Below are 21,913 nucleotides of genomic sequence, written 5' to 3'. Positions count from 1 at the left end.
GAATATCAACGCACCTTAGGCGTGCATGCGGGCACCCTTGGTGATCTTGTCGACCACCTTCTTCTCGGCGCGAAGCGCGATACCGACCACCTTGGCGTCATCCGGTGCGAATTCGGCGAAGACGGCACGGTTGGCCGCGTCGTGGCCGGTCGCGAACATCTCCTCGACATAGAGCGAGGTCGTCACCCCGCGCTCCAGCGTACGCCGGTGGATCGTGCCCAGCGCCGCCTGGTCGGCGGACAGCACGATGACCGGCTGGATCGACAGCGGATTGTAGAGATTGCCGGCGCGATCGCGATAGGGTTCGCCGATAATGTCCCGAAACTGGGCGACGATGCCGCTGGTCAGGAAGGCGGTGACGTTGAGTTTCTGCCAGACCGGCAGATCCTCCCTGAGCACGATTGCAAATTTCGTGTCGAACATGAGACATTGACCATTCGAGCTGTGCCCCAATGCGAGGCTGAAGGAGAAGATGTCACACGATCTAAACAGCCAGGCCTTCGAGGGTCTTGGACGTTTGTGCGTTGACGCGGCGGAGAACTGCATCATCTCCGCCTCCGACCCTGCCGGCATGGAGCGGATCGAGGCGCGGTTCCATGGCAGCGCCTTCGACCTGCATCGCCACGACACCTATGCGATCGGGGTGACGCTGCACGGCGTGCAGAGGTTTCGCTACCTCGGCGCGACGCGCCACAGCCTGCCTGGCCAGATCATCGTGCTGCATCCCGACGAATTGCATGACGGCGGCGCCGGCACCGAGGACGGCCTGCGCTACAGGATGCTCTATCTGGAACCGTCGCTGATGCTCGACTGCCTTGGCGGCGCGTCGCTGCCGTTCGTCAGGGACGGCGTGCTGACCGACGACAGCTTCTGCGCAACGCTGCTTTCGGCACTGGGGCCGCTGGAAGAGCAACTTGACGAGCTGTTCGTTGCCGACTTCCTCGCGCGGCTGATGCAAAGCCTGACCCGGCATGCCGGCCAGCCGGCGAAGCCGATGGCCAGAACGGCATGGCGGGCGGCTACGCTGGCGCGCGACTATCTTACGGAGAACTTCGGCCACCCGGTGCGTTCGGGCGAATTGGAAGCGATCACCGGGCTCGACCGCTATGCCTTGTCACGGCATTTCCGCGCCGCCTTCTGCACCAGCCCGCATCGCTTCCTGGTGATGCGCCGGCTTCAGAGCGCGCGGCGGATGATCGCCGCCGGCGAGCCCCTGGCGCAGATCGCCATCGAGGCCGGCTTCAGCGACCAAAGCCATTTTATCAGGCAATTCAAGAAGGCGTTCGGCATGACGCCGGGGCGCTGGTCGTCACTGATCCAAGGCACTGCCGCGGCGGCTTGATCGCCTGCCGCCGAAAAGTGGCGATCAGTCGTCGGTCTCGGCGTCGTCGTCGATCAACACCAATTCCCCGTTCGAGAGGTTGGCCTCGATGCGGGCAAGCAGCTTGAACAGCGCCTTCTGGTCCTTCTTGTCGAGGCCCTTCAGCGCCTGCTTTTCGGTCTTCTTCACCGATTTCTCGATGGCGTGGATGATGTCGCGGCCGGTGTCGGTGAGGAAAATATGAGCCTGGCGAGCATCGGCCGACGAGGCGCGCTTTTCCAGAAAACCCTGCGCCTGCAGCCGGTTGATGGTCTTGGTGATGGTCGGCGGGCGCACGCCGAGGCGTCCGGCGAGATTGCCCGGCGTCTGGCCGTCTTCACGGTCGAGCGCCAGCATGATCTGATCCTGGCCGGCATAGAAGCCGTGCGCCAGAAGCCGCGCCGCGAGCGCAGTTCTTGCCAGCCTTGCCGCCGAATGCAGCCGGCTCATTGTTGCAGTCTTGTCCGCCTTGGCCATGGTCATCCCTCTTCGGCCGTACCGGTGCGGTCAGCATAGACGCAGCCGGCCGGTTGGCAATCGACGATCAAAAAGATTCCGGCGCTCCAAACAGCTTTGCCGGCAAGCATTGCGGTGTCCGCCGTGGCTAATGCCAGATGTTTATTTCAGTTAGATGACAAACGACTTTCCGCGACCGGAGTTTTCGTTGCGGACGACGTGCGTGAGGGAATGTCGCTCAACCGGGCTTCACCGCGACGATCATCAGCGCCTGATAGGCATCCTCCACCTCGCGCAGTGCTGCCTGCGAGAGCGGTCCGGCCTGCCTGGCGATGCCGTCGCTGGCGTTCGAGGTGTCGCGCTTGCCGGGCCGATCATTGTATGGCGCGACAGTGGTGAAGATCTGCTCGCTGAGACTGTCGGGGAAGAACAACTGGCCGGTCATCACCGAACTGTCGTCGGGGAAGACCTTGAAATGGATATGGGTGGTGCGGCCGCGATACCAGCCGGGATAGATGGTGGCGAAGGAAACGATGCCGCTGGCATCGGTCTTCTGCCAGCCGCGCAGGAAGGTCTGGCCCGACGTGTCGACATCGCGGCCGTCACCTTGTCCCGGGTAGCCCGAATAGGCACCTTGCGCGTCGCAATGCCAGATGTCGACGCGGGCGCCGGCAAGCGGGCGGCAGGCCGCGTCGACAACCTGCAGCCTTACGGTGAGGGCAAGGCCCTTCTTGCCTTCGGTGACATCGGCACGTTCGAGTTTCGGGTCGAAATAGAACGGCCCTTCCGTCACCTCAGGTGTGATGGCGCAGACGCCCGCGCCGGTTTCGAACAGGGCCAGCCCGGCATAGGACGAGGCCTTGCCGGCCGAAGACTGGGTAGCGATTGCCGCGGCCGGCAGGAAGGCACCACCGCCGGCGGTCACCGCGATCAAGCCGAGTGCCTTGCGCCGGCTCAAGGAGAAGGAGGATGGCTTGCCGGACATATCGTGCCTCTCGAATTGGCCTCCCGCGTCCTGATCTAGGCTGCGATGGCGGCTCTCGCCAATGAAAATCCGGTAATGTCGGCAAGCCGGTTTGGCCCATCGGTTTGCCTCGTGCAAAAGCCCGGCACACATCCTATATGGAGCCGACAATCCCTTTTTCGAAGCCTTTTTCAAGGCGCAGATTCTTCGAGGCAAGCCATGAGCGACGCACTGACGCAGATCCCCGTAACCGTTCTCACCGGCTATCTCGGCGCCGGCAAGACGACGCTGCTCAATCGCATCCTGTCGGAAAGCCACGGCAAGCGTTATGCCGTCATCGTCAACGAGTTCGGCGAAATCGGCATCGACAACGAATTGATCGTGGAATCCGACGAGGAAATCTACGAGATGAACAATGGCTGCGTCTGCTGCACGGTGCGCGGCGACTTGATCCGTGTCGTCGAGGGGCTGATGCGCCGGCCCGGCCGTTTCGACGCCATCGTGGTCGAGACCACCGGCCTCGCCGATCCGGTGCCGGTGGCGCAGACCTTCTTCATGGACGACGATGTGCGTTCCAAGACCAGGCTCGACGCGGTGGTGACGCTGGTCGACGCCAAGCATCTGCCGCTGCGACTCAAGGATTCCAGGGAAGCCGAGGATCAGATCGCCTTCGCCGATGTCGTCGTGCTCAACAAGACCGACCTCGTCACCCCGGAAGAGCTCGCCAAGGTCGAAGCGACGATCCGCGCCATCAATCCGGCGGCGAAGATCCATCGCACGACACGAGCCGGCGTCGCCCTTTCAGAAGTGCTCGACCGCGGCGCCTTTGACCTGTCCAGAGCGCTGGAAAACGATCCGCATTTCCTCGAGGCGCATGACGATCACGATCATCATGACCACGATCACGATGGCCACGATCACCATGATCATGACGGGCACGACCACCATCATCACGCGCATCCTTCCGACATCCATGACGTGACGGTGCAGTCGGTGTCGCTGCGCGGCGGCGAAATGGACCCGAAGAAATTCTTCCCGTGGATCGAGAAGATCACCCAGATGGAAGGCCCCAATATCCTGCGGCTGAAGGGCATCATCGCGCTCAAGGGCGACGACGAGCGCTATGTCATCCAGGGCGTGCACATGATCATCGAGGGCGACCACCAGCGCGCCTGGAAGGACGGCGAGAAGCATGAGAGCCGGCTGGTCTTCATCGGCCGCGAACTCGACGCCGAGCGGCTGAAAAAGAGCTTCGACGCCTGCCAGGCTGCCTGATTTCGCCGTCCTTCTCCCTTCTCCCCCTTGTGGGAGAAGGTGGATTGGCGCGCAGCGCCAAGACGGTTGAGGGATGCTGGACGGAATGCAGGCGGTGCCAAGCTGGAACACCCCTCATCCGACCGAGCTTCGCTCGGCCACCTTCTCCCACAAGGGGGGAGAAGAAGAAGCCGCGCTGGCGCCCTCTTCTCTCCTTACGACGCTCCGAAGCACGGGTTGAGACCTATGGCCCAACCCCGTAAGGGTGAGTCGTAAGCAGAATCTCAAATGGAAATAGTCTCCCATGCCGACCGTCGCCCCGCTTGATCTCGAAGGCCATTGCATCGCCGCCGTCTTCCTCGGCGACGTGCCGCATTTCGCGATGGCCGACGGCGCCGTCCATCGGCTCGACTATGGTCACAAGACGGTGCAAGCCAATGACGGGCTGCTCGCCGCCTTCCACGATGCGGCCAATGACCGGCTGATCACCGGCGGCGAGGATGGCAAGGTGTTTGCCGTGAAAGCAGGCAGCGAGGCCACGGAACTGGCCAGTTCGGCCAGGAAGTGGATCACAAGCGTCGCTGCCGGACCGCAGGGCGCCATCGCCTATGCGACGGGCAAGACCGCCTTCGTGCGCTTCGCCGACGGCAAGGTCAGGGAATTTACCCATCCGCGTTCGGTCGAGGGGCTGGCGTTCTCGCCCAAGGGCATGCGCTTCGGCGTTGCCCGCTACAATGGCGCGACGCTGCATTTTCCGGCCGCCGAGGGCAAGCCGGTGGAGCTCGAATGGGCCGGCGCCCACACCGGCATCACCTTTTCGCCGGACGGCGCCTTCCTTGTCACCACCATGCAGGAAAACGCGCTGCATGGCTGGAAGCTCGCCGACGGCAAGCACATGCGCATGACCGGCTATCCCGGCAAGGTCAAAAGCCTGTCGTGGAGCGTGAAAGGCAAGTGGCTGGCGAGTTCCGGCGCGCCGGCGGCGATCGTCTGGCCGTTTTCGGGCAAGGACGGCCCGATGGGCAAAGCGCCGCTGGAACTCGGCACGCGCGGCAACGCCATGGTGACGGCGGTCGCCTGCCACCCGAGCCAGGATGTCGTCGCCGTCGGCTATGATGACGGCATGGTGATGGCGGTGCGCTTCGCGGACGCCAAGGAAGTGCTGTTGCGGCGACCAGGCAAGGGCGCGATCACCTCGATGATGTGGGACAAGGAAGAACGCCGCGTCGCCTTTGGCAGTGCGGCCGGCGATTGCGGTGTCATCGACATCACCGCGTAGTTTCAAAACAGCGGGTCACTCGGCGCCGCAGGAAACCTTGCCGGTCAGTTCGGCCGGCTTGCCGTCCTTGTCCGCGTCGGCGGCATTGTCATAGATGGCAAGCCTGTACTGTCCGTCATAGACGCCTTCGTCGCTGGCCTTGGTCAGAATCGTCAGTTCGACATAGTTGTAGGCATTTGCGACCTGATGCTCGTTGTAGATGTTCAGCCGCAGCTCCTTGTTGTCGAGCCAGTACTGGGTGAGGTTGGAATCCTCGAACGTGGTCTTGCGCAGGTCGTCAGCGACGGGCCGCCCGAGAATTTCAAGGGTGCCGCTGAAATTGAAGGTCGGGCCGCCCATGCCTCTGGTGACGCCGGCACCGACGTCGAACTTCACCGCCGTATCGTCGACGTTGCACCAGATGCCGCCGGATGCGGAAGCGGCGACCACCGAGCCAAGCAGCGCCAGCGCCGACATTATCACTGTGAAAACAACCGCCATTGGTCAATCCTCGGTCAGGATAGGTCTTCCATATCAGGGTAGCTACGATATATCTCGGCAATGATATCCACTTCTATTTTTCCAACAGTTATCCCAATGGCCTTGTGCAGACGCCGCATCTCCTCGGTATCCCAATCACTAGTTAATTTGACAATCTCAAGAAGACGCCTCGTGACATCAATACTTATGTCCTTTGCCTGAAGCGCAAATTCCCTATCCATTTTATGCTCCCCGCATTTGCTTGGCCCGACACCGATCCGCATTGACGCCGAGCTCGCGGGCCGGGTCAAGCGCCGGCCGCAGATCCTGAACCAATCCAGCAGGCCTTTGCGGCCAATTGCGATTCATCACGTCGATTGACTAAGGTGGCGGACCAAAGGGGTTTTCATGCACAGCAGCGACAGTTCAAGGACGTCCATCGGCGGCATCGATCGCGGCCGTGTTGCCGATCTGCTGGAGATCGAGGCGGCAGCCTTCCGCAAGGCGCGGCCGAAATCGCAGGCGAAGGTCAGCAATGGCCTGCTGCCGGGCTTCTTCGGTGGCGTGCCGATGCACTGGATGAATGACTGGCCGACACCGTTTCCGATCCTGGTCGATAGCGCCAGGGGCGCCACGATCACCGATATCGACGGTATCAGGCTCGACGATTTCTGCCTCGGCGACACCGGCTCGATGTTCGGCCATTCGCCGCCGCCGGTGGCGCGCGCCATCCGCCGCCAGGCCGGACGCGGCCTGACCTATATGCTGCCCTCCGAAGACGCGCTGGCCATCGGCCCGCTGCTGCAGCAGCATTTCGGCCTGCCGTTCTGGCAGATCGCGACGACGGCGACCGACGCCAACCGCTTTGCGCTGCGGGTTGCCCGCGCCGTCACCGGGCGCGAAAAAATCCTGGTCTTCAACGGCTGCTATCACGGCTCGGTCGACGAGACGATGGTGCGGCTCGTCGACGGCAAGCCGGTCAACCGGCCGGGGCTGGCAGGCGAATTCCGCGACCTGACCCGCACCGCCAAGGTGATCGAGTTCAACGACGTCGCCGCACTGGAAGCCGCCCTCAAGGACAAGGAAGTCGCCTGCGTCATCGCCGAGCCGGTGCTGACCAATTCCTGCATGGTGCTGGCTGACCATGACTTCCACGACGCGCTGCGCAGGCTGACGCGCGAAGCCGGCACGCTGCTCCTGATCGACGAGACGCATACGATCTCGACCGGCCCGGGCGGCTACACCAGGAAATACGGCCTGGACCCGGACTTCTTCGTGCTAGGCAAGCCGATCGCCGGTGGTGTGCCGGCGAGCGTCTGGGGCATGAGCGACGATGTCGCCTCGCGCTACGCCGCCTACAACAGGGAGAAGGAGCCGGGGTATTCCGGCATGGGCACGACGCTCTCGGCCAATCCACTGCAGTTCGCTGCGATGCGCGCCACGCTTGAAGAGGTGATGACCGAGGAAAACTACGCCCGCATGGACCATCTGGCGCGGCGGCTCGATGCCGGGCTGACCGGCGTGATCGACCGCTACCGCTTGCCCTGGCATGTCGCCCGCGTCGGCGCCCGTGTCGAGTTCATCTGCGCGCCCGGCCCGCTGCGCAATGGCGCCGAGGCTGAGATGGCGCATGCGCCGGAACTGGAAGCTGCTATCCATGTCGCGCTGGTCAATCGCGGCGTGCTGATCGCGCCGTTCCACAATATGATGCTGATCTCGCCGGCGACCACCGGTGCCCAGGTCAGCCGGCTGATCACCGCCTTCGGCGCGGTTGCGGCAAAGCTTGCGGCATGAGACAAGCGGCTAACAAATGGGCGCGCCAAGCAAAGCCGGACAGATCATGACCTCACCTTCGGGCTCGACGCCCACCGAGGCGCAAGCCTTTCTCGACGCCCATCCCGAGATCGAAGCCTTCGATATCGTGCTGACCGACGCCAATGGCGTCGGCCGCGGCAAGATCGTGCGCCGGCATGAGCTGAAAAGCATCTTCGAGGGCGGCCGGCATATGCCGATCTCGATCCTCGGCCTCGACATCACCGGCGAGGATGTGCACGAAACCGGTTTGATCTGGACCACTGGCGACGGCGACCTCAGGGCATGGCCGATCCCCGGCACGCTGGTACCGCTCTACGGTACAAATCCACCGCGCGGCCAGCTGCTGATGGCGATGTATCACCTCGACGGCCAGCCAATGTCGTCGGATCCGCGACTGGCGCTGGCACGGCAGGTCGATATCCTCGCGGCCAAGGGTCTTTATCCCGCTGGCGCCTTCGAGCTGGAATTTTTTCTCCTGGCCAATGAGCGCGACGCCGACGGCAAGGTGCAGCCGGCGCGCGCCGTGCTCGACGGCCGTGTCTCGGGCAAGACCGAAGTCTATTCCGTCGACCATCTGCACGGCATGGAGCCGCTGTTCTCCGACATCTATGCGGCGGCCAAGGCACAAGGCATTCCGGCCGAGACGGTGATTTCCGAATATGCGCCCGGCCAGTACGAATTGACGCTGAACTACCGCAAGGACGTGATGCGGGCGGCCGACGATCTGGTCATGCTGAAGCGGCTGGTGCGGGCGCAGGCGCGCCGCCACGGCGTCACCGCCTGTTTCATGGCCAAGCCGATCGAGAAATATGCCGGCTCGGGCATGCATTTCCATGTCTCGCTGCAGGACAAGGCCGGCCGAAACGTCTTTGCCGAATCTGGCGGCGAGAGCTGGTCGCTGCCGCTGCTGCAGGGGCTCGGCGGCCTGATCCAGACAATGGCCGAATCGATGCTGGTGTTTGCGCCGCACGCCAATTCCTGGCGGCGCTTCGTCTCGCAATCCTATGCGCCGGTGGCGCCGACCTGGGGTGTCAACAACCGTTCGGTCGCACTGCGCGTGCCGGCGGGCGACGCGAAAAACCGGCGCATCGAGCACCGGCCATCGGGCGTCGACGCCAACCCCTACCTGATCGCCGCGACGGTGCTGGCCGCCATCATCAAGGGTCTCGACGAAGGTCTCGATCCCGGCCCCGAGACCACCGGCAACGGCTATGAAGCGGCGGTCACGCGCACGACCATGCCGGTTGATTGGCGCGCCGCCATCGAAGCAGCCAGGGCGTCGAGCTTCCTGAAAGGCGCGCTCGGCGAAGACCTGCACCGAACTTTCGTGGCGATCAAGCAATCCGAATACCTGCGCGTGGCGCGCACGGTCAGCGAACTGGATTATCACCTCTATCTGCACGAGGTGTGAGCCAGATCGCCGACAGGTTCAGCGGATCAGGATCGCCCTGAGATCGTTGACATTGGTTCCCGTCGGGCCGGGCACGAAAAGATCGCCGACGGCATAGAAGGCCGTCCAGGCATTGTTGCCCGCAAGCATCGCCTTGGCGTCCACACCCGCCGCCCTCATGCGCGACACGGTCGAGCCGTCGGCGAAGGCGCCGGCATTGTCCTCCGAACCGTCGATGCCATCGGTGTCGGCGGCCAGCGCGTGGATGCCGTCCACGCCGTTGATACCAATGGCGAAGGCGAGCAGGAATTCCGAGTTGCGGCCGCCTTTGCCCTTGGCGCGCAAGGTCACTGTTGTTTCGCCGCCGGACAGGATCAGCACCGGCTTGGGGAATGGCCGGTTGCGCATCGCCACTTCGCGCGCGATGGCCGCATGGACGCCGCCAACCTCGCGCGCCTCACCCTCGATGGCGTCGGAGAGGATGACGGCTTCGACGCCTTGCCGCTTGGCTTCCGCCGCCGCCGCTTCAAGCGACACGCCGGCCGAGGCGATCAGATGCACCTCATTGCGTGAAAAGCGCGGATCACCAGGGTTTGGTGCATCGGCGGCCGGCGCGTTGATATGCGCCATCACCGCAGCCGGCAGCTTCATGCCATAGGCTGCGATCGACGCCAGCGCGTCTTGGCGGCTGCCGGTATCCGGCACGGTCGGGCCGGAGGCGACCAGGGCAGGATTGTCGCCGGGAATATCGGAAACGACCAAGGACACCACCCTGGCCGGCCAGGCGGCGGCCGCCAGCCGGCCACCCTTGATGGTGGAAAGATGCTTGCGGATGGTGTTCATCGCCGCTATCGGCGCGCCTGAGGCGAGCAGCGCCTCATTGACGGCAATCTCGTCGGCCAGCGTCAGGCTACCGGCGGGCGACGGCAGCAGCGCCGAGCCGCCGCCGGAAATCAGCGCCACGACCAGATCGTCTGAGGTCAGCCCGTGGACCTTTGCGAGCAGGCGTTGCGAGGCTTCCAGGCCGGCCGCGTCCGGCACGGGATGCGCCGCCTCGATGATCTCGATGCGCTCGCAGGTCGCACCATAGCCGTAGCGGGTGACGACCAGCCCTTCGATCGGGCCGTCCCAGACCTTCTCGAAGGCCGCCGCCATCTGCGCCGAGCCTTTTCCGGCGCCGATGACGATGGTGCGGCCCTTGGGCTTCGCCGGCAAATGATCCCGGATGGTTCGCTCCGGATCGGCGGCGGCGACCGCGGCGTTGAAGATGGAGGTCAGGAAGGTCTTCGGATCGCTCATTTTGCTTCCGGCGGCAGCGCGAGCTCTCGCCCATTGATGCCCAAATGGTTGCACAGTGCCTCGACCACGACGCCATGATCCTGGCGCTCCGGCAGGCCGGAGACGGCGATCACACCAATGACGCCGGCGCCTTTGACCGTGACCGGGAAACCACCGCCGGCCAGCACATAATCAGCAATATCCAGCCCTTCGCCCATCTTGAAGGTGCGATCGGGGCGCTGCTGTTCCAGCACCATGCGGTAGGTGCTTTTCAAGAACCGCTTGACGACATTGATCTTGCGCCGCGCCCAGTCAGGATTGGAAGCGTTCGAACCCGGCATTGCGGCATAGAACAGCGGCCGGTCGAAGGTCCTGATGTCGACGATAACAGGCAGGTTCTCAGTCAGCGCCCGGTCACGGATGGCCGAACCGATCTTGAAGGCCACAGCCTCGTCGAAGGCGGGAAAGACAAGGATCTCTTCCTGTCTCTTGATCAGTGCGATGTCGTCAGCAACGGCCATGTCGTTCCCCTGTCAACTTCGCCGCACGCTTTGACCGATGGCCGCCGCCGGGTCAAGCGTCGCAGACGGAAGGTATGTTGAGATTCAGGTGAGGCCGAGTCGAAAATGGTGGCTTCCGAGAACCGGAGCGGAGCGTACTTGAAGTACGTGAGCACCGGAAGCGCACGGAGCCGCCATTTGCAGACCGGCATCGCCTGAATCTCAGCATGCCTAAATCGCCATATCGGTCTTGGCTGCCCGACCCGCGACATAGACCTCGCGCACGGCGCGATCGTCGCCCAGCGTCTGCAAGAGAAACAGTTCCTGCGCCAGCGTCTCGACCGTTTCCATCCTGAGCCGCATCGCCGGCGTCGGCCTGGCGTCGAGCACGACGATGTCGGCGTCGCTGCCTTCATCCAGCGTGCCGATCTTGTCCACCACCGACAGCGCTTCGGCATTGCCGCGCGTCATCTGCCAGAAGGACTGGAACGGATTGAGCTTCTCGCCGTTCAGCGCGATCACCTTGTAGCCCTCGTCCATAGTGCGCAGCATGGAATAGTTGGTGCCACCGCCGACATCGGTGGCAGCTGCCATCCGGAACGGCTTGTCGCGGCGGCGAAAGCGCTGATAGTCGAACAGGCCAGAGCCGAGGAATAGGTTCGAGGTCGGGCAGAACACCGCCACCGAGCCGCTGTCCGACAGCGCATCCGCCTCACGGTCCGACAGGTGGATGCAATGGCCGAACAGGCTCTTTTTCCCCAGCAGCCCGTAATGCTCGTAGACGTCGGTGTAGTCGCGCGACCACGGATAGAGTTCTTGCGTAAAGGCGATTTCGGCGTGGTTCTCCGACAGATGCGTCTGCATATGCAGGTCGGGATGTTCGCGGCACAGCGCGCCGGCCATCTCCATCTGCTGCGGCGACGAAGTGATGGCGAAGCGCGGCGTGATCGCATAGTGCTGGCGCCCCTTGCCGTGCCATTCCTTGATCAGCGCCTTGCTGTCGTCGTAGCCGGATTGCGGCGTGTCGAGCACGCCGGCGGGCGCATTGCGGTCCATCATCACCTTGCCGGCGATGTTGAGCATGTTGCGGTCATGCGATTCGGCAAAGAAGGCCTCGGCCGACGCCTTGTGCACCGAGCAGTAGGCGGCCACTGTCGTGGTGCCGTGGCGCACCATCTCGTCGAGGAACAGCCGCGCGATGCGGCGGCCGTGCTGAGCGTTGGCGAACTTCGTCTCTTCCGGAAAAGTGTAGGTGTTCAGCCAGTCGAGCAGTTCGGCGCCATAGGAGGCGATGATCTGCATCTGCGGGAAATGCACATGCGCGTCGATGAAGCCCGGCAGTAGCAGATGCGGCCGATGGTCGATCTTTTTTACTCCCTCGCCGGCCTGTTTCTCGACGTCGGCGTAGGCACCGGCGGCGACGATCCGGCCGTCGCGGATCAGCAGGCCGCCATCCTCCTCGTAGCGCCAGGCGGAGTGGTCATCGATGGTTTGCGGCCAGCGCACGAAGGACAGCGTGCGGCCGCGCAGAAGTGTCGAGGTCATGCTATTTCCCTGCGCCTTCGAACCAGGCCACCAGCAGCGCCCGTTCCTTGTCGGTAATCTGCGAGACGTTGGCCGGCGGCATGGCGTGGCTGCGACCGGCCTGCAGATAGATCTCGCGGGCATGGTTGGCGATGTCGGCGTCAGTGTCGAGCATCACGCCCTGAGGCGCGTGGTAGATGCCCTCATAGACCGGCTCCGCCGCGTGGCACATCGAGCAGCGGCCGAGCACCGTATCGCGCACGGCCGGGAAATGCACCGATGCGACGTAGATCTGGGCGGCGGCGGAAGTCTTGGGTTCGCCGGTCAGCACCTTGGGTGCGGTCGACAGCCAGATGATGATGATGAACAGCACAAGGGCGCCCAGCCAGGTCCAGGTCGGGTTGCCCTTGCGGGCATGAACGCTGTTGAAATAATGCCGGATCAGCACCCCGATGATGAACACCAGCGAGGCGATGACCCAGTTGAACTGCGTGCCAAACGCCAGCGGGTAGTGGTTCGACAGCATCAGGAACAGCACCGGCAGCGTCAGGTAGTTGTTGTGCAAGGAGCGCTGCTTGGCGATCTTGCCGTATTTCGGATCGGGCTTGCGGCCGGCGATCAGGTCGGCAACGACGATCTTCTGGTTGGGGATGATGACCATGAAGACGTTGGCCGACATGATCGTCGCGGTGATGGCGCCCAGATGCAAGAAAGCGGCACGGCCGGTAAACAAATGGGTGAGCCCCCAGGCGATGAACACCAGCACGCAGTAGAGCACCAGCATCAGGCCGGTGTCGCTTTTTCCCAGCGGCGAACGGCACAGAAGATCATAGACCACCCAGCCGACGCCGATCGTCGCCATAGACAGCAGGATGCCGACCGGCACCGACATTGGCAGCACATTGGGATCGATCAGGAACAGATCGGCTCCGGCATAGTAGACGACGCACAGCATGGCGAAGCCCGACAGCCAGGTGGCGTAGGATTCCCATTTGAACCAGGTCAGGTGCTCGGGCATCTCGGCCGGCGCCACCAGATATTTCTGGATGTGGTAGAAACCGCCGCCATGCACCTGCCATTCCTCGCCGAAGGCGCCGACGGGCATGCCCGGACGCTGGCGCAGGCCGAGATCGAGCGCCACGAAATAGAAAGACGAGCCGATCCAGGCGATGCCGGTGATGACATGCAGCCAGCGCACGGCGAAGCTCAGCCAGTCCCAGAAAATCGCGAAATCCATCATTGAAGTCGTCCCTGCCGATGACGCGACTTTACGGTGTCGCGCGCAAACGGAAAGAGGCGAGGTGTGCGATGACTTTCAAAAAAAAATGGAAAATACTACAGTCGTTGCACGCAGCTGGATGAAAGCCACGAAATCCGCATGGCCTATCTCGACAACATCGCCGTCTTCGTTCGCGTCGTCGAACTCGGCAATCTGTCGGCGGCCGGCCGCGACATGCGCATCTCGCCGGCGGTCGCCTCCAACCGCATCAAGGAGCTGGAGAAGCATCTTGGCGTGCGGCTGTTCAACCGCACCACACGGCAATTGATGCCGACCGAACATGGCACGGTTTTCTATTCGGGCGCCAAGCAGGTGCTGGAGGCGATCACCGAAGCGGAAGCCGCCGTTTCCGCGCTGTCCGGCCAACCGCGCGGCACCATCCGCGTTACTGCACCCTTGGGTCTCGGCCGCCGGCTCGTGGCCTCCGGCATTCCCGATTTCCACGACAAATACCCTGACATCGAGGTGCGGCTGAGGCTCTCTGACCACAATGTCGACATCATGAAGGAAGGCATCGACGTCGCCTTCCGGCTCGGCATCATCGAGGATTCCAGCCTCAGGATGCGCGGCATCATGGAATGCGAACGCGTGCTGGTGGCGGCGCCGAAATATCTGCAAGCGCGCGGCGAACCAATGGAGCCGCAGGAACTCATCGGCAAGAAGCACGACTGCCTGATGCTGCGTTACTCCGGCGCGCGCGAATATGTGTGGACGCTGCAGACCCCCACCGGCCCGCAGAAATTCGAGGTGCACGGACCCTACGACACCGACGATGGTGACGTGCTGACCGGATGGGCGCTGTCCGGGCGCGGCATCATCAACAAGCCGCGCTTCGAGGTCGAGCCGTTCATCCGTGACCAGCGGCTGAAGGTGATCCTGAGCAGCACGCCACCAACGCCGGTGCAATTCGCCGCCGTCTATCCGCACAAGAAGCTGCAGGACCCCAAGGTGCGGCTGCTGCTCGACTTCATGGCCGAGCGCTGCCAGCGCCTGATCAACGACCTGCTTGCTGGCAAATAGGGGCTGGCCGGAAAGTGATGGCTGGCCGGCAAGTGACCGGTAGTTGGCCCAGCGCCAGCGGTTGCCATCGCTGGATGAGGCGAACATAGTTCCGATGGTATTTCGTCTTGCAGGGACCATCGATGGACAGCGGCGCCACAATGCATCTTGCCGTTTCGCCGTTTCCGGGAACCACCTATCCATCGTCCGGGGCCGAGCCGGAATTCAGCCTTCTGGCGCGGTTTGTGCAAAAGGCCGAAGCGGCCGGGCTGGATATGGTAATTTTCGCCGATTCCGCGCCGGCGTCCGGCAGCGATGCTGCAAACAGGCAGATGCCCTTCGAAGCGACGACCTTGCTGGCCGCACTGGCCACGGTGACAAGCAGGATCGGCCTGGTCGCCGCGGCCTCGACGGTCGCTCACCAGCCCTACAATCTGGCCCGCCGTTTCGCCTCGCTCGACATCATCAGCCATGGCCGCGCCGGCTGGAACGCGACCATGGCGCAAGCGCCACGCGAAGCAGCCAATTTCAGCCGGCCGGACGGATTTTCCGGCGACGATTTTCGCCGCCGCACGGAGGAATATATCGGCATCGTTCAAGGTTTGTGGAACGGCTGGGATGCGGACGCGCTCAAGTTCGACAAGAGCGACGGACGCTTCCACGATCCCGAAAAGATGCACCTGCTCGACCACAAGGGCGAATTCTTTTCGGTGCGAGGACCGCTGAACGTAGCGCGGTCGCCGCAGGATGCGCCGGTGCTGGTGCTGTCCGGTCTATCAGACATGGATATTGCCGCCCGCACCGCCGATGTCATCCTGCTGGAGGACGGGCCACTCGAGAGCACGAAAGCCCGGTATGACGATCTCAAACGCTGCGTTGCTGCCTGCGGACGCGACCCGGGCGCCGTGAAGGTGCTGATGAATGTCTCGCCCGTCACCCATGGTACCGCCAAGCCGACCGTCGCCGACAGCATGGAAAAACAATTCCGGTCGAAAAGCTGTGACGGTTTCAACATGTTGATGCCGGCTCAGCTTTCGGCGCTCGACAATTTTGTCGATCTGGTTTTGCCGGCGCTGCGGCAGCGCGGCCTGTTTCGAGAAAGCTATCGCGGCGCGACGTTGCGCTCGCATCTCGGGCTGACGGTGGGAGGCGCAGCATGACCGCCGCTCCCCGCCAGATGAAGCTCGGCGCCTTCCTGTGGGCAACGGGCCACCATATCGCCGCCTGGCGCCATCCCAAGGCACATGTGACGGCCGGCATCGACATCGACCATTACATCCAGCTGGCGCGCATAGCGGAGGCAGCGAAGTTCGACATGATCTTCTGCGAGGACGCTGCCGGCCTGCGCGAAGCCAATGTCGGCGTCGCCAGCCAGACGTCGCGCTCGATCGGTTTCGAGCCGATCAGCCTGCTTTCGGCGCTGGCGGCCCAGACCAGCTACATCGGTCTCGTTTCGACGGCCTCGACAAGCTACAACGAGCCCTACGGACTGGCGCGGACCTTCCTGTCGCTCGACCATCTGAGCGGCGGCCGGGCCGGCTGGAACCTGGTCACCTCGGCCAGTCCCATCGAGGCCGCCAATTTCGGCTCAACCGGATTGCGCCCGCATGCCGATCGCTACGAGCGGGCACGTGAGTTCGCCGAGGTGGTCACGGGGCTTTGGCGCGGCAAGCCCGGCGGGGCTTCCGGTTCCGGTCATGATGGCCAGAGCTTTTCCGTGCGCGATGCGCTTGACCTGCCGCGTTCGCCGCAGGGCGCACCGGTGATGGTTCAGGCCGGCGCTTCGGATGTCGGACGCGACCTTGCCGCTCGCACCGCCGATGTGGTGTTCACGGCGGCGCAGACTTTCGAGGAAGCGAAGGCCTTCTACGACGATCTCAAGGGGCGTCTGGCGGCCTATGGACGCGAGCCGGACGACATCAAGATCATGCCCGGTGTCGCGCCCGTGGTGGCTGAAACCACGACGCAAGCTCAGGAAAAATACGAGGAGTTGCAGGAACTTATCCCCGACGATGTCGGCGTTGCACTGTTGTCCAGCTATCTCAGCATTTCCGATCTATGGCGCTATCCGATCGACGGGCCGCTGCCGGAACTGCCGCCCAGCGAAGGCATGCAGAGCCGGCAAGCGCTGGTCATCGAGCAGTCACGTCGCGACAACCTGTCCATCCGCCAGCTGGCGCGGCATTTCGCTGGCGCGCGTGGTCATTGGCGCATCGTCGGAACGGCGGCCCAGGTCGCCGACGAGTTGCAGGCGCGGTTCGAAGGCAGTGCGGCCGACGGCTTCAACGTCATGCCCTCATATTTCCCCGGCGAACTCGATGCCTTTGCCACGCTGGTCGTGCCGGAACTGCAGCGGCGTGGCCTTTTCCGCAAGGACTACGAGGGCCGCACGCTGCGCGACCATCTGGGCTTGAAACGACCGGTGTAGCCGTGACGTAAACTTAGCCGGCCATGGCCTTGCGGCGCGAGGCCTGGTTGGCGGTTGATGCTGCGGCGTACCCAACCAGCGCCGTCATGATCTCGGCGGCCGCGAGCGCTGCGATGACAGGCGGGCGCTTGTCCCTCACGGCATCGCCGCCGATCGGCGAGACGAGGCGGGCAAATTCCGCTTCGCTGCCGTCCGCCGATTTGAGGAACCAGTTCTTGAACGTCGCCTTCTTGGTCTTCGAGCCGATCATGCCGACATAGGCCGTGTCGTCACGCTTCAACGCTTCGGCGACGATCAGGAAGTCCAGCGCATGGTCATGGGTGAGTATGGCGAAAGCGCTGCCGGCGGGTGCATCGCGCACCATCGCCTCCGGTATCGGCGTCAACCGCGTCTCGACGGTTTCCGGCATGCCTTCCAGCGCCTCGGCCCGCGTCTCGATGACGACGGCGTGCACGGGAAGAAGGGCCACAGAGGAGGCTAGCGCCTGGCCGACATGGCCGCCGCCGAAGATATAGATATAAGGCAGTTCAGCCTCTTCGGTTTCCGCCGCTGCGATCAGCTCGGCTGCCAGCGGGCTATCAACGAGCCTGATCAACACTTCGACACGTCCGCCGCAGCATTGACCGATCTCGGGTCCTAGCGGCACGTCGAGGGTCGCGCAGACTTCGTCAACTTCGATGCGGGTCTCTTTGCCTTCCCGCTTGTGGGGAAGGTCGGACGACGAAGTCGTCCGGGGTGGGAGTTCTGGAAACGCCGCTCCCCCACCCCGTTTCGCCAACGCCGCTTCGCGGCGTCGGCTCACGGACCCTCCCCACAAGGGGGAGGGTGAAGACCCTAGCATCTGCCGTGCCTTGTCGATGGCCATATACTCGAGCTGGCCGCCACCGATCGTGCCAAAGATCGACGCTTGCGAGACGAGCATGAAGGCGCCCTTCTCGCGTGGCGTCGAGCCTTTGGTGCCGGCCACTTCGACTAGGGCAACCCGGCCGGCATTGCCAAGAAAGGCTTTCAGGCTTTGCGCTTTCGAGTTCATCTTTCGCGTTCCCTAATGGGAAATGTAGGCTTTTTCGGCCTGAATTGCACGTCTCGCCGGTGTCAGGCGCCCGCTTTGACCTCGTTCTTCAGCCGCTCGATCGCCATCAGTACCCGTTCCGGCGTTGCAGGCGCATCGAGACGCGGACAGATCCTGTGGTCGGCGACGCTGGCCACCGCGTCCGACAGCGCGTGCAGCACCGACATGCCGAGCGGGAACGGCGGTTCGCCGACCGCCTTGGAGCGATGGATCGTCGGCTCGCTGGTTTCCGGCCAGTCGGCCAGCGTCACGTTGAATTTCTTCGGTCGGTCCGAGGCGAGCGGGATCTTGTAGGTCGACGGCGCATGCGTGCGCAGCCGGCCATTGCCGTCCCACCAGAGTTCCTCGGTCGTCAGCCAGCCCATACCCTGGATGAAGCCGCCCTCGATCTGCCCGAGATCGATGGCGCGGTTCAGCGAGCGGCCGGTCTCGTGCAAGATGTCGGTGCGCTCGACCATGTATTCGCCGGTCAGCGTGTCGACCGAGACTTCCGAGCACGAGGCGCCATAGGCGAAGTAGTAGAAGGGGCGGCCTTCGCCCTTGTCGCGGTTCCAGTGGATCTTTGGCGTTTTGTAAAAGCCCGCCGCCGAAAGCTGGATACGGGCCATATAGGCCTGTTTGACGAGGTCAGCGAAGGCGATCTCCTGGTTGCCGATGCGCACCCGGTTGGGCAGGAACAGCACCTGGTCGCGCGGCACCTGATATTTTTCGGCGGCGAAATCGGTCAACCGATCCTTGATCTGGCGAGCGCCATTCTGCGCCGCCATGCCGTTGAGGTCAGAACCGGAGGACGCTGCCGTGGCCGAGGTGTTCGGCACCTTGCCGGTCGTCGTCGCGGTGATCTTCACCTGATCGAGATCGATCTGGAACTCTTCCGCCACCACCTGCGCCACCTTGACGTAGAGGCCCTGCCCCATCTCCGTGCCGCCATGGTTCAGATGCACCGAACCATCGGTGTAGACATGCACCAGCGCGCCGGCCTGATTGTAGTGCGTGGCCGTGAACGAGATGCCGAACTTGACCGGCGTCAGCGCCAGGCCACGCTTGATGAAACGGCTATTGGCATTGAAGGCCGATATCTCGCGCCGCCGCCGCGCATAGCTGGAGCTTTGCTCAAGCTCGGCAACGATGCGCTGGATGATGTTGTCCTCGACCGTCTGATGGTAGGGCGTGATATTGCGGTCGCTGGTGCCGTAAAAATTCTTCTTGCGGATTTCGAGCGGATCCTTGCCGACGGCGAAGGCAACTTCGTCGATGACGCGCTCGGCGCCGACCATGCCTTGTGGACCGCCGAAACCACGGAAGGCGGTGTTCGACACAGTGTTGGTGTAGAGCGGCGCCGACTGGGCATGCACCGCCGGCCAGAAATAGGTGTTGTCGCAGTGGAACAGCGCGCGATCGGTCACCGGACCTGACAGGTCCGAGGAGAACCCACAGCGCGCCGCGAACATGAAATCGATGCCGAGAATGTTGCCCTCGTCATCGAAGCCGACTTCGTAGTCTATGAGGAAGTCATGACGCTTGCCGGTGGCGATCATGTCGTCGTCGCGGTCGGGCCGGATTTTCACGGCGCGATGGTGCTTTTTCGCGGCGATGGCGGCCAATGCCGCAAACTGGTTGCCTTGCGTTTCCTTGCCGCCAAAGCCGCCGCCCATGCGGCGAATTTCCACCGTGATGGCGTTGCTCGGCACGCCGAGCGCATGGCTGACCATGTGCTGGACTTCGCTCGGATGCTGGGTCGAGGAATAGATGATGACATCCTGGTCCTCGCCGGGCACGGCCATGGCGATATGGCCTTCGAGATAGAAATGCTCCTGACCGCCGACGCGCATCTGCCCTTTGAGCTGGCGGGGTGCGGCCTTGATCGCTGCCGCGGCATCGCCGCGCTTCAGGGTCAGCGGCGGCGTGACCAGTTTGTCCTTCCGGGGATCAAGCTCGCCGATGTCGGTAACGAAAGCCAAATCCTTGTATTCGACCTTGGCCAACCTTGTGGCGCGGCGCGCTTGCTCGCGGGTTTCGGCAATGACGCAGAAGATCGGCTGGCCGTAGAATTGCACCTTGCCGTCGGCCAGCACCGGCTCGTCGTGACGGCCAGTCGGCGAAATATCGTTTTCGCCCGGCACATCCCTGGCCGTCAGCACGTCGACGACACCGGGGGCGGTGCGCACCGCCGACAGGTCCATGCTGGTGATGGTGGCATGGGTGGCAGCCGAAAGCCCAAGGCAGCCATGCAGCGTGCCGGCCGGTTCCGGCATATCATCGATATAGACGGCAGTGCCGTTGACATGCTTGTGGGCGGAATCGTGGCGCTGGTCGGTGGCGACGCCGCCGGTGATCTTTTCAGCCCTGGGATTGGGGGTGGCGTGCTTGTTCATCATGCCGCCTCATGCCTTGAAACCTGGATCGGCTCCCTGGTGCCGCTGGTCTCGGCGAAGAAGCGCAGCAACAGATTGCGCGCCGCCAGGGCGCGATACTCGGCCGAGGCTCGCATGTCGGTCAGCGGGGTGAAATCCTTGGCATATTCGGCCATCGCAGCCTCAACCGTCTGCTCGGTCCACGGCTTGCCGAGCAGCGCCTTTTCGACTGCCGACGCCCGCTTCGGCGTCGCCGCCATGCCGCCATAGGCGATGCGCACATCGGCGACCGTGCCATCCTTGGCCAGCGTCAGGAAGAAGGCGCCGAGGGCTGCCGTGATGTCCTCGTCGCGGCGCTTGGTGATCTTGTGGACGGCGAATTTCGTGCCCTTGGCGGGAACAGGAACGTGCACCGCCTCGACGAACTCGCCTGATAGCCGGTCCTGCTTGCCATAGGCAATGAAGAAGGTTTCCAGCGGGATCGTCCGCCGCTTCTTGCCCTTGCGCAGCGTCAGGCGCGCGCCGAGTGCGATCAAGGGCGGTGGCGTATCGCCGATCGGCGAACCATTGGCGATGTTGCCGCCGATGGTGCCCATGTTGCGCACCTGTTCGCCACCGATGCGGTCGAACAGCGGCCCCAGCGTCGGGATGCGCTTGGCGAGCATCGAGAACGCCTCGGTGTAGGTGACGCCGGCGCCGATGGTGATGACGCCATTGTCTTCGGCGATGGTGCAAAGCCCGTCGAGATCGCCGATGAAGATCGCCGGCGAAATATCGCGCATGTGCCTGGTCACCCACAGGCCGACATCGGTCGAGCCGGCGACGATGGTGGCGCCAGGCTCCTTGTCCAGCACGGCGGCGAAATCGTCGACGTTGGCCGGCACGACGAGCCGCTTCTTGCCGGCGCCGATCTCGACCCGCGCGCCGTCACGCATGGCCTCCAGCCTTGCCGTAATCGCCTTGCGTTCCACCGCCAGCGGGTCTTTCGTCGCCTTGCCGTAGCTGGAAATGGCGCGGGCCGCGCGCATGATCGCCTCGTAGCCGGTGCAGCGGCAGAGATTGCCTTGCAAAGCCTTTTCGATGGCTTCATTCGACGGGTCTGATGATTTCATCCACAGGCCATAGAGCGACATGACGAAGCCCGGCGTGCAGAAACCGCATTGCGAGCCATGGAAATCGACCATCGCCTGCTGCACCGGGTGCAACTGGCCGGGACGGCCGCGCAGATGCTCGACGGTCACGACATGGGTGCCGTCCAGCGAGCCGAGGAAGCGGATGCAGGCGTTGACGCTTTCATAGACCAGCCCACTGGACGAGAGCTTGCCGACCAGCACGGTGCAGGCGCCGCAATCGCCCTCGGCGCAGCCTTCCTTGGTGCCGCGCAGCGAACGGTCGAGCCGCAGCCAGTCGAGCAAGGTCGCGTCTGATGCCACCGATGAAAGCACGACATCGCTGCCATTGAGAATGAAACGGATCTCGTTGCGGATGCTGACCTTGGCCAT

20 protein-coding genes are annotated in these 21,913 nt (G+C 63.5%); 8 read left to right on the top strand and 12 right to left on the bottom strand.

The annotated features are described in order from the left end of the window. Window positions 1–15: 15 nt before the first annotated feature. Window positions 16–423 carry a PTH2-like family protein gene (locus ACFFNA_RS13390; protein ID WP_378918841.1) on the bottom strand — a complete coding sequence of 136 codons (408 nt, stop codon included), beginning with the start codon at window positions 421–423 and terminating at the stop codon, window positions 16–18. Between the two features lie 49 nt (window positions 424–472). Here ACFFNA_RS13390 and ACFFNA_RS13385 point away from each other — a divergent pair, with 49 nt between their 5' ends. Then, complete coding sequence (locus ACFFNA_RS13385; RefSeq protein WP_378918839.1) at window positions 473–1,342, top strand: AraC family transcriptional regulator; 870 nt, start codon at window positions 473–475, stop codon at window positions 1,340–1,342. 24 nt (window positions 1,343–1,366) lie between these two features. Here the strand turns inward: ACFFNA_RS13385 and ACFFNA_RS13380 are convergent, their stop codons facing one another. Both ACFFNA_RS13380 and ACFFNA_RS13375 read right to left on the bottom strand, forming a co-directional pair. Further along, window positions 1,367–1,837: a MarR family winged helix-turn-helix transcriptional regulator gene (locus ACFFNA_RS13380; RefSeq protein ID WP_378918837.1), complete on the bottom strand. Its 471-nt coding sequence runs from the start codon at window positions 1,835–1,837 to the stop codon at window positions 1,367–1,369. 217 nt (window positions 1,838–2,054) lie between these two features. Next, window positions 2,055–2,801, bottom strand: coding sequence for an intradiol ring-cleavage dioxygenase (locus tag ACFFNA_RS13375; RefSeq protein ID WP_378918835.1), 747 nt, complete (start codon window positions 2,799–2,801; stop codon window positions 2,055–2,057). 198 nt (window positions 2,802–2,999) lie between these two features. Here ACFFNA_RS13375 and ACFFNA_RS13370 point away from each other — a divergent pair, with 198 nt between their 5' ends. Together ACFFNA_RS13370 and ACFFNA_RS13365 are read left to right on the top strand one after the other, a co-directional pair. Continuing rightward, a complete protein-coding gene (locus ACFFNA_RS13370; RefSeq protein ID WP_378918833.1) occupies window positions 3,000–4,055 on the top strand; it encodes a CobW family GTP-binding protein in 1,056 nt (351 codons plus the stop codon). A 283-nt stretch (window positions 4,056–4,338) separates the two neighbouring features. Next, a complete protein-coding gene (locus ACFFNA_RS13365; protein ID WP_378918831.1) occupies window positions 4,339–5,313 on the top strand; it encodes a WD40 repeat domain-containing protein in 975 nt (324 codons plus the stop codon). A gap of 15 nt (window positions 5,314–5,328) precedes the next feature. Here the strand turns inward: ACFFNA_RS13365 and ACFFNA_RS13360 are convergent, their stop codons facing one another. Together ACFFNA_RS13360 and ACFFNA_RS13355 are read right to left on the bottom strand one after the other, a co-directional pair. After that, window positions 5,329–5,793 (bottom strand): hypothetical protein, encoded by a 465-nt coding sequence (locus ACFFNA_RS13360; RefSeq protein WP_378918829.1) that lies wholly within the window; start codon window positions 5,791–5,793, stop codon window positions 5,329–5,331. 14 nt (window positions 5,794–5,807) lie between these two features. After that, complete coding sequence (locus ACFFNA_RS13355; protein ID WP_111544967.1) at window positions 5,808–6,014, bottom strand: hypothetical protein; 207 nt, start codon at window positions 6,012–6,014, stop codon at window positions 5,808–5,810. Window positions 6,015–6,180: 166 nt separating this feature from the next. Here ACFFNA_RS13355 and ACFFNA_RS13350 point away from each other — a divergent pair, with 166 nt between their 5' ends. Together ACFFNA_RS13350 and ACFFNA_RS13345 are read left to right on the top strand one after the other, a co-directional pair. After that, window positions 6,181–7,566 carry an aspartate aminotransferase family protein gene (locus tag ACFFNA_RS13350; RefSeq protein WP_378918827.1) on the top strand — a complete coding sequence of 462 codons (1,386 nt, stop codon included), beginning with the start codon at window positions 6,181–6,183 and terminating at the stop codon, window positions 7,564–7,566. A 46-nt stretch (window positions 7,567–7,612) separates the two neighbouring features. Next, window positions 7,613–8,998: a glutamine synthetase family protein gene (locus tag ACFFNA_RS13345; RefSeq protein ID WP_378918825.1), complete on the top strand. Its 1,386-nt coding sequence runs from the start codon at window positions 7,613–7,615 to the stop codon at window positions 8,996–8,998. Window positions 8,999–9,016: 18 nt separating this feature from the next. Here ACFFNA_RS13345 and ACFFNA_RS13340 read toward each other — a convergent pair whose 3' ends face one another. From ACFFNA_RS13340 to ACFFNA_RS13325, 4 genes are all read right to left on the bottom strand, one after another. After that, window positions 9,017–10,276, bottom strand: coding sequence for a glycerate kinase type-2 family protein (locus tag ACFFNA_RS13340; protein ID WP_378918823.1), 1,260 nt, complete (start codon window positions 10,274–10,276; stop codon window positions 9,017–9,019). Beyond that, window positions 10,273–10,776 carry a heme-degrading domain-containing protein gene (locus ACFFNA_RS13335; RefSeq protein WP_378918821.1) on the bottom strand — a complete coding sequence of 168 codons (504 nt, stop codon included), beginning with the start codon at window positions 10,774–10,776 and terminating at the stop codon, window positions 10,273–10,275. The genes ACFFNA_RS13340 and ACFFNA_RS13335 overlap by 4 nt, the downstream gene beginning before the upstream one ends. A 210-nt stretch (window positions 10,777–10,986) precedes the next feature. Beyond that, window positions 10,987–12,300, bottom strand: coding sequence for a guanine deaminase (guaD, locus tag ACFFNA_RS13330; protein WP_378918819.1), 1,314 nt, complete (start codon window positions 12,298–12,300; stop codon window positions 10,987–10,989). Window position 12,301: 1 nt separating this feature from the next. Further along, window positions 12,302–13,519 (bottom strand): urate hydroxylase PuuD, encoded by a 1,218-nt coding sequence (locus tag ACFFNA_RS13325; protein WP_378918817.1) that lies wholly within the window; start codon window positions 13,517–13,519, stop codon window positions 12,302–12,304. A 138-nt stretch (window positions 13,520–13,657) separates the two neighbouring features. Here ACFFNA_RS13325 and ACFFNA_RS13320 point away from each other — a divergent pair, with 138 nt between their 5' ends. The 3 genes from ACFFNA_RS13320 (at window position 13,658) to ACFFNA_RS13310 (ending at window position 16,985) form a co-directional block, all read left to right on the top strand. Further along, entirely contained in the window at window positions 13,658–14,578 is a 921-nt protein-coding gene (locus ACFFNA_RS13320; protein WP_111544973.1) for a LysR family transcriptional regulator, read from the top strand. Between the two features lie 122 nt (window positions 14,579–14,700). Next, window positions 14,701–15,717 (top strand): LLM class flavin-dependent oxidoreductase, encoded by a 1,017-nt coding sequence (locus tag ACFFNA_RS13315; RefSeq protein ID WP_378918814.1) that lies wholly within the window; start codon window positions 14,701–14,703, stop codon window positions 15,715–15,717. Continuing rightward, window positions 15,714–16,985, top strand: a complete 1,272-nt coding sequence (locus tag ACFFNA_RS13310) for an LLM class flavin-dependent oxidoreductase (protein WP_378918812.1) — start codon at window positions 15,714–15,716, stop codon at window positions 16,983–16,985. The genes ACFFNA_RS13315 and ACFFNA_RS13310 overlap by 4 nt, the downstream gene beginning before the upstream one ends. A gap of 13 nt (window positions 16,986–16,998) precedes the next feature. Here ACFFNA_RS13310 and xdhC read toward each other — a convergent pair whose 3' ends face one another. From xdhC to xdhA, 3 genes are all read right to left on the bottom strand, one after another. Then, a complete protein-coding gene (xdhC, locus tag ACFFNA_RS13305; RefSeq protein ID WP_378918810.1) occupies window positions 16,999–18,018 on the bottom strand; it encodes a xanthine dehydrogenase accessory protein XdhC in 1,020 nt (339 codons plus the stop codon). Between the two features lie 62 nt (window positions 18,019–18,080). Beyond that, window positions 18,081–20,432: a xanthine dehydrogenase molybdopterin binding subunit gene (gene xdhB, locus ACFFNA_RS13300; protein WP_378918808.1), complete on the bottom strand. Its 2,352-nt coding sequence runs from the start codon at window positions 20,430–20,432 to the stop codon at window positions 18,081–18,083. Next, on the bottom strand, window positions 20,432–21,913 hold the full coding sequence (gene xdhA, locus ACFFNA_RS13295; RefSeq protein ID WP_378918806.1) for a xanthine dehydrogenase small subunit: 1,482 nt from the start codon (window positions 21,911–21,913) through the stop codon (window positions 20,432–20,434). Before xdhA ends, xdhB begins: the two co-directional genes overlap by 1 nt.

Source organism: Mesorhizobium kowhaii, from assembly GCF_042431665.1.
GTDB lineage: Bacteria > Pseudomonadota > Alphaproteobacteria > Rhizobiales > Rhizobiaceae > Mesorhizobium > Mesorhizobium kowhaii.
The sequence above is the reverse complement of the archived record's forward strand: the minus strand, read 5'-3'. Positions and strand labels throughout refer to the sequence as shown.